The sequence below is a fragment of the Croceivirga radicis genome (assembly GCF_002072105.2).
GTDB classification, from domain to species: Bacteria; Bacteroidota; Bacteroidia; order Flavobacteriales; family Flavobacteriaceae; genus Croceivirga; species Croceivirga radicis.
In genome coordinates this window covers 72,702-87,089 of sequence record NZ_MTBC01000002.1, presented here as the reverse complement: position 1 = coordinate 87,089, position 14,388 = coordinate 72,702, and the positions used below count along the sequence as shown (strand labels likewise).

Sequence of the window (14,388 nt, the reverse complement as noted above, 5' to 3'; positions counted from 1 at the left end):
ATCAGATGCTATTTAAGCGTAATTTTCAATCCTATTAAATCTGAATGATTTACAGTTGGTAAATTACCTTCTACCAATTTGGAAACAACTAAATCGCCAATTATTTGTGCTTCTATTTCATTTTTAAAAGGTATGTTTCCTGCAACTCCCGGTATAAACTCTTGCTTAACCAATAAAGCCTCTCCTTTATAAATATGATAGCCAAAACCTTGCGGCAATTGCACAGTTTTAACTTCAAAAGTCTGTAAATCATTTACTTTCCATAAAGAAACAGAATAAGCTATAAGAAAAATGAAAATTCCTGTTAAAAGAACTATTAGCATCATAAAACCTTTTTTACCCACAACTATTCACTTTAAAACTTAAGGGGTTGTATTGCTACAACCCCACAAGAAAAATTACTCAATACTCAACTATCTAAAAAAAATGAAAAACTTTAATTAATCTTCATCGTCATATTCCTCAAAGGCAAAAAACTCATCTAGGTCATCTAGGTACAAACTACCAGATCTACCCAGGCCTATAAATGCCCTAACCCCATTAGAAAATGCAACCGCATCTTGCCTAGAGGTACCTTCAAAATTTGTTTTTACCTCCCAATCATCCGTACTAGGATGGTACTCCCAAACACTACTTATGCTACCAGAAGATGTGCCACAGGCAATGTACCCGTAATCATTTAGGCCAAAACCAACTGCATTACTACGGGTAATGGCATAATCATCTTCCTCATCTAAATCCGTTAATTGGGTCCAACTTTCAGTAGCCGGATCAAAAGACCAAAAATCCGTTAGATAAACCCCGTTAGACACACCTGTACCCATATAAACCGTACCGTTAACGGTAAAACTTGTTGCATCTCTTCTTTTGTTACCTCCAAAACCAACTAAAGCGGTCCAAGTATCTGTTGCAGGGTTATATTTCCAAAAATCCTTACGATCATTTTCCCCGTCAAAGCCGGTTCCAAAATAACCTATATCGTTGGCGCTAAAAGCAAGAGCACTTCTTCTGGGGTTTTCTGGAAAATTGGCTATCTGGCTCCAAGAATTGCTAGTTGGATCATAACTATAAAAATCCGCGAGTTCGTCTAAGCCATCGTAACCAGAACCCACATAACCTTTATTGGCAGCAGTAAAAGCCACTGCAGAGCTTCTAGCTACACCAGGAAAATCAGCTTTTTGAGACCAAAAGTTACCTTCTATATCATAAGACCAAACGGAATTCAAATAATCATCTCCATCATAACCCGCAACTATATAACCTATATTATCCAAAGTAAAATAGGCAGCTGAACTTCTTGGGCTTCCATCAAAAACGGATCGGTCTACCCAGTTTCCAATTTCGTCATCATCATCGTCATTATTACAAGCGGTTAATAAAGACATGCTTATTACCATTATGAAAACTATTCTAAGGTGGTATAATTTAGCCATAGGTTTTATTTACAAGTTTTTGTTATTTGATGGCTAAACTACTTGCCGCTTATAACTTGTGGTAACAAAATATACCAACAGGAGGTTTTAATACACCAAACACGCATTTTGTCCTACCAAATCCATGGCTCCTGTTTATAGTCCTAATCTAGGTCTTGGCAGTGTAAAAACCCTACTTGATCTATTGTGTTACCGTACTACGTAAGACTACGTTTAGTTTGGTATCAAATTAAACCACCAATGCGTTTTATAACATCATGTATAGTATTGCTTACGGCAATTTTAATAAGCTGTTCCTCCGATTCTTACAATAGCTCTGATTTTGTGGCGGGAGAAGGTTTTACCAACTCAAATTTAAAAGTTATTACGTTTGATACCCTTACCTTAAAAACCAGCACCGTTAAGTTAGATAGTTTTGTAACAGGGGATGCAAGCCGAATTTTGGTTGGATCATACACAGACCCCATTTTTGGTACGGTAACAGCTAGCAGCTATTTTGAACTAGAACCAGAATCTTATATTCTTGACCATGATGCCGTTTACGATAGCATTACCATCTCTTTAAAACTAGATGGCTATTTCTATAATGATACTACGTTAACCCAAAAAATAGAAATTAGGGAGTTATTGGAAAGTGTTGTACCAACAGAAGATTACTTTTATAACACCTCCAGCATTGCTTATAGTAGTAACCAAATACTGGGAACGCTTTCCTTTACCCCTAGACCCTTACAAAAAGACTCCATAAGTACGCGCTTAAACGATAGTTTAGGGTTAAATCTGTTTGAGAGAATTAAAGAAAAATCCATAACGGACCAAGCCGGCTTCAGAGATTATTTTAAGGGTATGGTATTACTTGCCCCTGAACAAGATAACAGTTGCATTTTGGGTTATGCCAAAGATGCCGGTGCCCTTACCGTACAATTGCATTATACCCAAGAAGATGAAGACAACACCGTTACCTATACCCTAGATTTTAACCTTAGTGCTTATGGTTCTACTACTCCTTTCTTTAATGCCATTACTTCTACCTATAATTTGGAGTCTCTAACGGCTATTACTAGCCAAGAACAAGAGGTAGTGGACAGCATTACAGAAAACAAAACATTTGTTCATAGTGGCTTGGGGCTTGCTACAAAATTTAGTTTACCAACCATCAAATCCTTAGACGATATTGAAGGTTCTGGATCGCTGTTAAGTGCAAACCTAAAGTTTTACCCAAGCGCGCAGGACCACACAAACAATTTACCACTAAACGATTCCTTAAGTGTGTATTTGGTGGACCGTAAGAACGTAATCCTAAACCAGCTTACTAGTGCAAGTTCTTCTGCCATATATGCTGTTTTAAATAAGGTTGATTCTGAATTTAACAACACTTACTATGAAGCAGACATCTCCACGTTCGCAGATTTGTTATACACCACAACAGATTATACAGACTATGGACTGTTGTTTTTACCACCAAACAATAATTCTACGGTAGACCGGAATATTCTAACAGGAAGCAACGCATTAGTAAACCCTGCAAAAATCACCATTAATTATACCATTTACCAAAATGATTAGAATACCAATAATTCTTTTACTTTTCTTGATTTATTTTTCCACCTTTTCACAGTCTGAAGGTTTAACCAACTCCCCCTATTCTTTATACGGATTGGGAACCATAAATCAGACTACCCTTGGCAGGTATAATAGTATGGGGTATACCGGTATTGGCCAAAAATCTACTACGGATATTAATAACTTAAACGCTGCCAATTTTGCACTTATACAAAAAGGCACATTCTTGTACGATGTTGGATTAAGGGGCAATTACAATACTTATGAAAATTACAATGACCTAGAATCCAAAGCCTATTTTAATTTTTCTAACCTTGCTTTTGCCTTTCCCTTAGGAAACAAAGGAGGTATGGGTATTACATTGCTACCTTATACAGATGTTGGTTACACATTAATTGGCAAACAAAATAATATAGAAGGCTCAACGGACACCTATGAAAGTAATGTTGATGGATTAGGTGGACTAACTGATTTTAAACTAAATTTTGGTTACGCTTTACTACCCAGTTTGCGCTTGGGTGTAAGCGCCTCGCTCTTATTTGGAAATATTGAACAAACTGAAAGTTTTTCACTGGAAAGCAGTGCCTTTACTCAAGAAAAAAGCACTAACTATAGCGGCTTTAAAATTGGAACTGGCCTACAATGGGATATAACTAAAAATACGACCTTGGGATCAACCATAAATTTTCCGGTAAACCTTAATGGCAATCAAATTACCAATACCATAAAAATTGTGGATAATGCCGAAGTAGCCGTTCAGGAAGACGAGAAAAGCAAAGTAAATGGTTTTACCCTACCCATGGAACTTGGACTAGGTATAAGTACCGTATTTAAAAATAATTGGACCCTAAATGTAGACTACAAGAAAAATTATTGGGAACAAACCAATCAATCTGAATTTTTGGGCTCCTATATAGACCAGGACGTGTTTGGAGTAGGATTGGCGTACAAAAAAGAAGGCCGAAATTTGAACTATGGACAGCGCATAGCCTTTAGAACCGGCTACACCTATGATACTGGTAATTTACGTGTTGGCGGAAACAGTATAAACGGACAACAGTTCACCTTTGGGATTGGATTGCCTACTAGTTACAGAAGCGGATCTATGGTAAATCTATCTTATGCCTATGGCACAAGGGGTAAGATTGACAATTCCTTGATTAAAGAAAATTACCATATGCTAACTTTAAATCTAAGCTTACTAGACAATTGGTTTCTGCGAAGAAAGATTAACTGATCTATTTGTTAAAATGTACCGTGAACGTAGAGCCAACATCTAGATTGCTGGTAACGGATATTCTACCACCCATAGACTCAATTTGATTTTTAATAATAAACAAGCCAACACCCTTAGCTTCTGGGTGGTTATGAAAGGTTTTATACATACCAAAAACCTTGTTGGCGTGTCTTTTTAAATCTATTCCTAATCCGTTATCCGCAACATCCAAAACTATACTATCCTCAGTTTCTCTTACCGCTATGTTTATCATAGGGCGCCTTTGCGGCGACTTGTATTTTATAGCATTTGAAAGTAGATTGGTCAAGATACTTTCTACATAATTAGCCAAACCCAAAACCTCTATACGATTAGAACAGTTTACGGCCAATTTTATCTCATTCTTTTCCAATTCCATCTCATAATTCTTGACTACCTTTTCTATAAGGTCCAATAAATTTATTCTACCCATTTTATTATGGGTATTCAATTTTACCTGCACTACTTCGTTAAGATGAAAAATAGTTTCGTTTAAACCCTCAGAAGCCTCATTTAACATATCTAAAGTTTGTTCCTTTTCATCTTCCTCTACTTCGTTATCAATTAACAAACTAGAAATCATTGTTAGGTTAGAAGCATGCGAGCGTAAATTATGAGATACGATATGGGCAAAATTTAGTAAGCTTTCATTTTGTTTGTTACTAATTTCTAGTAACCCTTTTAACTTGTTTTCTGTATTTTTTTGTTTGGTAATGTCTACTAGCTGTACAATTAAATAAGAAAGATTATCTCCCAAATCTAATCTTACCGTAGCATTCATAATTACATGTACCACAGACCCATTTTTATGAAAATAGCGCTTTTCTGTTTTGTAGTTGCTAATTTCGCCTCTTCTAAGCGAAATAAAATTAGGTATATCTCGCTCCAAATCCTCTGGGTGGGATATAGACCTAAAATTAATCCCAAGCAACTCGTCTACTTTATAGCCTAAACTTTTGGCCAATGGCAAATTTGCTTTCAAAATCTTAGCCTCGCCATCTACTAGTGCCATTCCTATTGCTGAATTTTCAAACAAAGCATCAAGAGCACCTTCTACGGAGACCAACTGTTTTTGTGTCTCCACAAACTCGGTAACATCCTCTGCTATACCAATTACCTTACAAGGCTTATTATCTTCCCCTAAAATTACCGTATGCATGCCCTTAATATACCTTAATCCCACTGCATCTTGTTTGGTTCTAAAAATGAAGGTGAATTGATCGTTTTCTGGCGTTGCCTTTTCAATTAATCTATTAAGTTCTGCATAATCCTCTGGGTAAACGATTTCTGAAAATAATGTACGCAGGTCTTTATCTACAATCTTCTTTTTTAGACCATAGATTTTATACATATTATCATCCCAGACAACCTCACTTGTAATCAAGTCTATTTCCCAGATTCCAAAGCCAGCTTTCGCTGTTGCCATTTGCAAGCGATCCCGAGTCCTTTTATATTTTAACTCTGTCTTTTTTCTAAAATCTATATCTTGGAACGTTCCACAGATGCGTACACATTTATTATCGACCAATTCTGGTTCACCTTTGGCCCTAACCCATAATTCTTTCCCAGATTGGGTAATAATTTGTAGTTCAACATCCCAAGGTAGACCCTTTTCTATACCTTGAGTTACCTTTTCTGTAATTAAATTTCTGCTATAACCTTCTTTGTAAAAATTTATACCTGTTTCTAAATTAGGCACAAAATCTTCTGGAACCTCATGTATTTTCTTGGTTATATTACACCAATACATTTGGTTGTTAATTAAATCTACCTCCCAACCACCAATACGGGCAACTTGCTGTGATTTTGCAAAAAGTTGTTTGTCTAAATTCTCCTTTGTGGTATCCGTAAGAAAAACGATGAAACCAGAAGGTTTATCGTTATCAAAATATTGAGAGATTTGCCATTTATACCATACAAGTTTACCAGAAGGCAAATAGCATTTAACTTCATCTTCGCGCTCGCCAAGTCCTTCCCTGCAATAATCCAAATCAATTTTTAGTTCATTGGGAAGATTGGGCATTAACTTAAAAAATGGTTTGTCCTTATAATTTTCAGATAAATTATACGTATCTCGCCATTTCTTGGAAAGCCCTAGAATATGATAATCCAAATCAAGCAGTGCAATAGGTAAGGGAGCTTGATCTAAGATAAGTTTATTGTCTACCATGCCGGTTAGGCCATTAACATTTTATTTACAAATTACACAAATTATATAATTTCTTCGCAATATGTAAGTATTTTACTTCATAAAAATAAATGGTAAAAATAAAAAAGCGCTAATGGTTAATTAGCGCCTTTTACATAAAAATAATGTTACTATTCTGTTTTACAGTTTTTTAATACTTTATAGTGATTTCTTTTCTAGCCAATAATTCTTGGTGAGACACAAAAGGTTTTGTGATTTTTTTCTTACCTATAAAAACTTCCCTTTCGTTGTTTAATCCTGCTGAATCTTCCTTTTTGATAACTAATGTCCCCCCCCCATAATAACTATCTTCTAACTGTATTGTTACCTTATCAAAAACCGGAACAGTAAAGGTGTATATTGGGTTGGCCGGACTCACAGGGTAAATTCCCATCATACTAAAAACCGCCCAAGCACTCATAGTTCCCGTATCGTCATTTCCGGGAAGACCGGCTGATTCGTTCTTAAAATATGTTTTTAAAAGCTCACTAACCAATTGGTCCGTTCGGTGGGTTTCTCCTTTTACATAATTAAATAAATAAGGGTAAGCTATATCGGGCTCATTGGCCATATCGAACTGATTTTTGTCAAAAACCTGCTGTAATTTTTTCGTGAACGATTTTGAACCTCCCATTAAATTCATAAGACCTTTAACATCATGAGCTACCATAAAAGAGTATTGCCAGGCATTACCTTCTATGAATCCAAGGTTTTTTACAAAATTAGCTCCGGTCTCTGGGTTGTATGGGTTAAGCCAACTGCCGTCATCGTTTTTAGGACGAAGCAAATTAAACTCCTTATCAAACAACTTTCTATAGGAAATGGAACGCTTGGAAAAGCGTTTGTAATCTTCCTTTTTACCTAGGGCTTTGGCCAATTGCGCAATGGCAAAATCAGAAATATTATATTCCTGGGTGGTTGACACGGAACCACTTTTGGTAGTTTTAGTAGTGAGGTAGCCTTTTTCTATGTAATCCTTTAGGCCTGGACGTAACGGGTTTCCTTCTAACTGATCCGCACTTTTTAACATGGCCTCGTAGGCAAGTTCTACATCAAAATCCTGAATTCCCTTAAGGTAGGTATCTGCCAGAACAATACCCGCCGGATCACCTACCATGGTGGTTGTTTCTGTAGCATTGAGTTCCCATTTGGGCAGCCAACCAGACTCGTCATACACTTGTAACATACTTTTTACCATATCTGATTGCTGTTTTGGATACACCAAACTCATTAATTGATGGTAATTTCTATAGGTATCCCAAAGTGAAAAGGCAGTATACCGCGTGTCTTTGGTCTTAAGGGTTTCCCTTGTTTGCATTTTAGGATATTCCCCATTGGCATCGTTCAACGTACTTGGGTGGATCTGGGTATGGTATAATGCAGTGTAGAAAATGGTTTTGTCCGCTTCTGTTCCGCCCTCAACTTCTATCCTAGACAACTGTTTGTTCCATTTATCTTGGGCTTCTGCCAATAGCGTTTCAAAATCTTTATTCTGCGTTTCTACCTTTAAATTTTCCCGCGCATTTTCAATGCTTACATAAGACACCCCCACTTTAACAGATACCGTTTTGGGTTGTTTAAAATTGTATCGCATGTACGCACCAATACTGTCCCCTACTACAGTCTGCCTAAAACCTTTTTTGATACGGGTTTCACCATTGGTTACCATCCATTGTGCCTCCACACCGTTATATTTACGGGGCTTTTTCCAAACACCATATTCTTGTGCAGGCTCAGAGAATTGTGCCACAAAATAAATGGGGTAGCTTTCTTCGGATTTGTAATAACAAAAAGAACCAACCATGCGCATACCTTCTATTTCTGTTGGGGAAACAACCTTTACTTGGGCGCCTTCTTCATTGGTCAATCCAAGACCTAAATTCAACAGAACATTAGCCTCCCCTTCGGGGAAATGGTATTTACTTACCCCCGTTCTTGTAGTTGCCGTAGCCTCTACCTTTACCCCGTACTTATCTAAGGTATTGGTATAATAACCTGGTTTTGCAGCCTCATTGCTATAAGTAGATCCGTATTGCTCGTGATCGGTAACCAAAGCTCCAGTTGTGGGCATGGTAATGATTACTCCCAATTCCGGACAACCCACTCCACTAAGGTTTACATGGCTAAACCCTGTTAAATAAGGGTTTTCATTTACGTAGGGCGTAGAAAACCATCGGCTATCCTTCTCCATAGGTAAGTTTTGTGGCCCCGCAACGTTAAAGGGCGAAACATTGGCCATTCCCCGAACAGCAATTGGCCCCGGGTTGGTAGCACCAAAATTAGAGGTGCCAATAAACGGATTTACGTAGTCTACAGGCTTTTTTTGACCCATAAGAAGGGTTGCTACTAAAATAAATACGATAGAAAAAAATCTATTTTTCATTGGATAAAGAATAAGGTTTTGCAGCCTCTGATACGGCCCAATTTTTATTAGGCTCTTTGCCCATGTTAAATTCTAGACTACCGCCCTGTTGTATAGCCTGTGTTGAAATAAAGGTTTGATCAAATGGTTTACCATTTAACCTGGCCGATTGGATATATGGATGATCCATTGCGTTATTGCTGGCAGAAATAGTAAAAGTGTTACCATTTTGCAATTGTAACGTAACCTCATTGAACAACGGACTACCTATTACATACTGGTTGGTAGCAGGGGCTACCGGGTAAAAGCCTAAGGCACTAAACACATACCAAGCCGATGTTTGCCCGTTGTCTTCGTCTCCGCAATAGCCATCAGGGTTTGGCGTATATAGTTTGGTTAATACTTCTCTTATTTTTTCTTGGGTTTTCCAAGGTTGTTTGGCATAATTGTACAAATAAATCATATGCTGTATGGGTTGGTTACCGTGCGCATAATTACCCATATTGGCTATTTGCATCTCTCGTATTTCATGTATGGTAAAACCATAATACGAAGCATCAAATTTTGGTGGCATGTTAAAGACATCGTCCAATTTACCAACAAAGCTTTCTTCACCACCCATTAAACCTATTAATCCTTGAACATCATGAAAAACAGACCAGGTATAATGCAGGCTATTACCTTCGGTAAAAGCATCTCCCCATTTTAAAGGATTAAAAGGTTCTTGAAACGTTCCATCTTGGTTTTTACCACGCATCCAATTGGTTTCCGGATCAAATAGGTTCTTGTAGTTCAATGATTTTTGAAAATATTTATTTGCCAAATCTTCCTTACCCATAGATTTGGCCATTTGGGCAATGGTAAAATCGGCATAGGCATATTCTAGCGTTCTAGCAGCGTTCTCATGTATATTTACATCATAAGGTACGTACCCCAATTCATTGTAGTAATCTATACCAGCCCTGCCTACGGAATTCACTGGACGCCCTTGTGAAACTGTAGCGTTTTTTAGCATGGCTTCCAATAAAATCTCTTTATCAAAACCAGATAAACCATTAAGATGTGCATCTGCTATAATTGGAGCAGAATTGGACCCGATCATACAATCTCTATGACCAGGGCTTGCCCATTCTGGCAGCCACCCAGATTCTTTATAGGTATTGGCCAAACCTTCCATAATTTGGGTATTTAGCTCTGGATACATCATATTAAAAAACGGAAACACAGCTCTAAAGGTGTCCCAAAAGCCATTATCGGTAAACATGTAACCGGCTTCCACTTTTCCATTGTACGGACTATAATGTACCACGTTGTTTTCCGCATCCATTTCGTAAAACGTTCTTGGAAACAATAACACCCTATAAAGACAAGAATAGAAGGTGCGCAATTGGTCTAAGTTATTTGAGGCAACCGCTATTCTACTTAACTCTTTTTCCCAGGCAACAGCTGCTTTTTCTTTGGTTTCATCAAAAGTGTCTTTTCCAATCTCCCGATCTAAATTTAATTCTGCTTGTTCTTGACTTATAAAAGACGATGCTACTTTTACGGTAACTTGTTCTCCTTTTTTAGTCTTAAAACCAATTATTGCGCCAACATGTTCCCCTTTATTATCTGTGCTGTTCTCTAAAAGACTCCAGTTATCCCCCCAAGTATGGGTAGTTTCAAAAGGTTTATCAAATTGGGCCACAAAATAATTATGAAAGTTTTCTGGCACTCCACCGCTGTTGTTACGGCAGTACCCAACAATCTTTTGTTCTTCTGGTAATATTTTTACCATAGAGCCTTTGAAAAAAGCATCTAAAAGAATGTAGGCACTATCCGTTTCTGGAAAGGTAAAACGAAACTGTGCCGCACGCGATGTTGGCGTAACCTCTGCCGTAACATCATAATCTGCCAAATACACACTGTAATAATCTGGACGCACTGTTTCTGCCTTATGCGAAAAATAAGAGGCACGCTCGTCTTCTTTGTATTTTAAATCGCCTACGACCGGCATAAAAGAGAACGCGGCATAATCATTTATCCATGGACTTGGTTGATGCGTTTGTTTAATGCCCCTAATGGTTTTATCGTCATAACCATACGTCCACCCATCTCCCATCTTATTGGTCATTGGTGTCCAAAAATTCATGCCCCAAGGTGTGGCAATAGCCGGATAGGTATTCCCATTAGAGAGGCTAAAATCAGAATCTGTACCCATTAAAGGGTTTACGTAAGCCAGTAATTCCGTTTTTGAATCGTCTTTAGAAAAGGTATTTGTGGATTTTTCCCCACAAGCATATATCAGCGCGGTCAATGCTAATAAAATTAGTTTTGTTTTGTTAATCATTATGAGCGTTTATTCAGTTTAGTTATAAATTTTTAAGGGATTTGGTTGTTCATATCTTTGCGTATTCACCGTATCCTTATTTGCAGTCATTATAAACTCTAAAATACCTCCCTGCATTAATTCTTTGTAGGTAATAAATCTTCTATTCAACTGCTGCCCATTTAAAGAAACGGCAGCAACATAGCGGTTTTCTTCTGATAAACCTGTGGCTTTTACCTCAAATGTTTTATTGTTTGGCAACTGTATACTAGCTTTAGAAAATTGTGGCACACTCAAATCCAATATCCCTTGGGCAGCGTTTACCGGATACATACCCAAACTGTTTAAAATATACCAAGAAGACATTTGCCCACAATCTTCGTTTCCGCAATGGCCATTAGGCTCATTTTTATACTGTTCATTGCGAATTTTATAAACCAAATCTTGGGTTTTATGGGGTTTACCAATATAATTATACAGGTAAGCAACATGATGGCTTGGTTCGTTTCCATGTGCATATTGGCCAATCATCCCCGTACTAAAAATGGGTAACTTATCTGTTGGCAGCGGAGCATAAGTAAACATGGAATCTAATTTTTGTTCAAATCGATTTGCACCTCCAGTGGCAGCCACAAGGCCAGGAATATCTTGTGCTACCGACCAATAATATTGCCATGCATTACTTTCACAGAAATAAGGCGAATATTCTTTTGGCGTAAAAGGATAGATAAAAGTGCCTGATGCGTCTTTTGGTTGCAACCAAGAGTTTTTGGCATTGTATACATTTTTCCAATTATTGGACCGTTCTATGAAATAATCAAAGTCTTCTTCTTTACCTAAATCCTTGGCAAATTGGGCTAAACACCAATCGTCATAAGCATATTCCAAGGTTTTGGAAACAGACCAATTTTCATGTCCGGCAGCCGTAGCTATGTAGCCATTTTGAGCAAACTCGTCTATTTGACGCTCTTTTACCATAGCACTGGTTTTACACGCTTGGTACGCCAAATTTGCATCGAATTCAAAACCTTTAAAATAAGCGTCTACTATTACCGGAACGGCATGGTAACCGATCATCATATTGGTTTCGCTACCCTGCATGGACCAAACGGGTAACTTTCCAGTTTCCTGGTAATGTGCCAAAAGCGATTTTATCATATCCGGCACACGCTCCGTTTGTATTATGGTGTACAGTGGATGTGCTGCCCGGTAGGTATCCCATAGAGAAAAAGTATCATACCTGTTAAACCCTTTGGCCATTGCAATACTATCTGTTTCTGGCAAATACTGACCATTAGCATCGTTCGCGGCCTTATATTGCTGATTGCTATCGCTATATAACGTTGGTGCCAACATAGATTGATACATCATGGTGTAAAAGATGGTTTTTCGCTCTTTGTTTTGTGTAGTTATTCTAATTTTAGAAAGTTCTTTTTCCCATACCGCATTGGCTTGTTTTCTAATTGACTCAAAGTCCTGCTTTGCTTCTTGTTTAATAGCTTTTGAGGCGCCGCCTACACTCGCCGAAGATAGACCTGTTTTAACTGTAATCACCTCATCTTCTTCGGTTTGATAATTTAAAATGATTTTAGTTGCTTGTCCTTCTTTATTTTCTTTGATGTAATAGGAAGAAAACGGTTTGGAAAAAGTCATCTCAAAATAAAGCTGTTGGTTTCTAGCCCAACCTTCGGACATTCTAAAACCTTGAAGCACCGAATCATTAACCACGGTAATCTTGGTATTGGTTGGCCTGTCCCAATTTAAACTATACCCTAAGTCTACATGAATTTGCGATAACGTATCTTTTGGAAAGGTATATTTATGTATTCCTACTCTTGGAGTAGCCGTGAGTTCCGCTTTTATTCCATAATCCTTTAATTGAACCCAATAGTAACCAGGTGATGCGCCTTCCTCTACATGATTAAAATGGGAATAAGGCTTATAATTATTGGCTTTTAACGTGTCCTTAAATCTACTATTGGTTGGCATAACCAAGATATCGTATAAGTCTCCAGCACCCGTACCCGTTAAATGCGTATGGGAAAAGCCAGTAAGGATACTATCTGGGTAATAATATCCGGCAATGCGGTCCCAACCCGGAATACCAATGTCTGGACTTAATTGAACCATACCAAAAGGCACGGTAGCCCCAGGATAGGTATTCCCAGGGCCATCTGTACCAATAAAAGGATTAACATAGCTAGTTAAGCTTTTTAGGCTTTTAGGTTTTGGTTGATTTTTACAAGCCAAAACAAAAATTACGCTTAAAACCCAAAACCCATGTCTCATCATCAAATTTTTATAAGCTATTTTCTATGGTAAATTTAACTACCTCTGATAATTTACCGTATGCCAATGCCACGGTAGTATCTGCCGCTCCGTAATAAACGGCTACTTTATCTTCTTCAACAGAATGTAATGCAGCACAAGGGAATACAACATTAGGAACGTCTCCCATGCACTCATAAGTGGTCTGTGGAGCCAAAAGATACGGTTGGGTCCTGTATTTTACAACGGCAGGGTTATCCTTATCCAGAATAGCTGCACCCATAGAGTATCTAAATCCGTTGCAAGTATTGATCACGCCATGATAGAACATTAACCATCCTTCGTCTACCAAAATAGGTATTGGCCCTGCTCCAATTTTTGTGCATTGCCATGCACTATCCATAAACGGGGAGGCTTTCATTACACAACGGTGCTCTCCCCAATACTTCATATCTGGGCTGTAGCTTACATAAATATCTCCAAAGGGCGTATGGCCGTTATCACTAGGCCTACTTAACATGGCAAATTTACCATCTATCTTTTCTGGAAAAAGCACACCGTTTCTGTTAAAAGGCAAAAAAGCATTTTCACATTGAAAAAACTCTTTAAAATCGAAAGTATAGCCTATCCCAATTGTTGGCCCGTGGTATCCATTACACCAAGTAATCCAATAACGGTCTTCTATCCAAGTAACCCTAGGGTCATACTTATAGTCAGAATCTATCATTTCTGTGTTACCTGCTGCAAATTGGATTGGCTCATGGGCTATATCCCAATGAATACCATCCTTACTAAATCCGGCAAAAATATTCATTTGTACGGCCTTATTATCACAACGAAACACTCCTGCATATCCATCTCCAAAAGGTACAACAGCACTGTTAAATATACTATTGGAGGTAGGAATTGCGTCTCTGGCTATGATTGGATTTTCTGAATGTCTCCAAAGAACCTCTGTATGACCTTCTGGTCTGTCTTGCCATGGCATGGCTACTTTTTCTGTACTCATTT

Annotated in this window: 9 protein-coding genes; 2 read left to right on the top strand and 7 right to left on the bottom strand. The window is 37.9% G+C overall.

What is annotated here, in order from left to right:
* Positions 1-8: 8 nt before the first annotated feature.
* Entirely contained in the window at positions 9-326 is a 318-nt protein-coding gene (locus BUL40_RS03275; protein WP_010518661.1) for a DUF4907 domain-containing protein, read from the bottom strand.
* A 114-nt stretch (positions 327-440) separates the two neighbouring features.
* On the bottom strand, positions 441-1,433 hold the full coding sequence (locus tag BUL40_RS03270) for a Kelch repeat-containing protein (protein ID WP_010518662.1): 993 nt from the start codon (positions 1,431-1,433) through the stop codon (positions 441-443).
* A 240-nt stretch (positions 1,434-1,673) separates the two neighbouring features.
* On the opposite strand from BUL40_RS03270, the gene BUL40_RS03265 reads away from it, so the two are divergent.
* Together BUL40_RS03265 and BUL40_RS03260 are read left to right on the top strand one after the other, a co-directional pair.
* The gene (locus tag BUL40_RS03265) at positions 1,674-2,999 is read left to right on the top strand and encodes a DUF4270 family protein (RefSeq protein WP_080318074.1); all 1,326 of its coding nucleotides are present in this window, start codon (positions 1,674-1,676) and stop codon (positions 2,997-2,999) included.
* Complete coding sequence (locus BUL40_RS03260; RefSeq protein ID WP_080318073.1) at positions 2,992-4,233, top strand: hypothetical protein; 1,242 nt, start codon at positions 2,992-2,994, stop codon at positions 4,231-4,233. Before BUL40_RS03265 ends, BUL40_RS03260 begins: the two co-directional genes overlap by 8 nt.
* Position 4,234: 1 nt before the next feature.
* On the opposite strand, the gene BUL40_RS03255 is transcribed toward BUL40_RS03260, so the two are convergent.
* The 5 genes from BUL40_RS03255 to BUL40_RS03235 all read right to left on the bottom strand — a co-directional run bounded on the left by BUL40_RS03255 (position 4,235) and on the right by BUL40_RS03235 (position 14,386).
* Positions 4,235-6,421 carry a PAS domain S-box protein gene (locus BUL40_RS03255; RefSeq protein ID WP_080318072.1) on the bottom strand — a complete coding sequence of 729 codons (2,187 nt, stop codon included), beginning with the start codon at positions 6,419-6,421 and terminating at the stop codon, positions 4,235-4,237.
* 169 nt (positions 6,422-6,590) lie between these two features.
* Positions 6,591-8,822, bottom strand: coding sequence for a GH92 family glycosyl hydrolase (locus tag BUL40_RS03250; RefSeq protein ID WP_080318071.1), 2,232 nt, complete (start codon positions 8,820-8,822; stop codon positions 6,591-6,593).
* The gene (locus tag BUL40_RS03245; protein WP_080318070.1) at positions 8,812-11,130 is read right to left on the bottom strand and encodes a GH92 family glycosyl hydrolase; all 2,319 of its coding nucleotides are present in this window, start codon (positions 11,128-11,130) and stop codon (positions 8,812-8,814) included. The genes BUL40_RS03250 and BUL40_RS03245 overlap by 11 nt, the downstream gene beginning before the upstream one ends.
* A gap of 18 nt (positions 11,131-11,148) precedes the next feature.
* Complete coding sequence (locus BUL40_RS03240; protein WP_080318069.1) at positions 11,149-13,398, bottom strand: GH92 family glycosyl hydrolase; 2,250 nt, start codon at positions 13,396-13,398, stop codon at positions 11,149-11,151.
* 10 nt (positions 13,399-13,408) lie between these two features.
* Positions 13,409-14,386, bottom strand: coding sequence for a glycoside hydrolase family 130 protein (locus tag BUL40_RS03235; protein WP_080318068.1), 978 nt, complete (start codon positions 14,384-14,386; stop codon positions 13,409-13,411).
* Positions 14,387-14,388 lie beyond the last annotated feature (2 nt).

Excerpts from the sequence above, each read along its gene's own strand:
- BUL40_RS03235 (WP_080318068.1), bottom strand. The coding sequence starts at position 14,386 with ATGAGTACAGAAAAAGTAGCCATGCCATGGCAAGACAGACCAGAAGGT.
- BUL40_RS03255 (WP_080318072.1), bottom strand. The coding sequence starts at position 6,421 with ATGGTAGACAATAAACTTATCTTAGATCAAGCTCCCTTACCTATTGCA.
- BUL40_RS03275 (WP_010518661.1), bottom strand. The coding sequence starts at position 326 with ATGATGCTAATAGTTCTTTTAACAGGAATTTTCATTTTTCTTATAGCT.
- BUL40_RS03240 (WP_080318069.1), bottom strand. The coding sequence starts at position 13,398 with ATGAGACATGGGTTTTGGGTTTTAAGCGTAATTTTTGTTTTGGCTTGT.
- BUL40_RS03265 (WP_080318074.1), top strand. The coding sequence starts at position 1,674 with ATGCGTTTTATAACATCATGTATAGTATTGCTTACGGCAATTTTAATA.
- BUL40_RS03250 (WP_080318071.1), bottom strand. The coding sequence starts at position 8,822 with ATGAAAAATAGATTTTTTTCTATCGTATTTATTTTAGTAGCAACCCTT.
- BUL40_RS03245 (WP_080318070.1), bottom strand. The coding sequence starts at position 11,130 with ATGATTAACAAAACAAAACTAATTTTATTAGCATTGACCGCGCTGATA.
- BUL40_RS03260 (WP_080318073.1), top strand. The coding sequence starts at position 2,992 with ATGATTAGAATACCAATAATTCTTTTACTTTTCTTGATTTATTTTTCC.
- BUL40_RS03270 (WP_010518662.1), bottom strand. The coding sequence starts at position 1,433 with ATGGCTAAATTATACCACCTTAGAATAGTTTTCATAATGGTAATAAGC.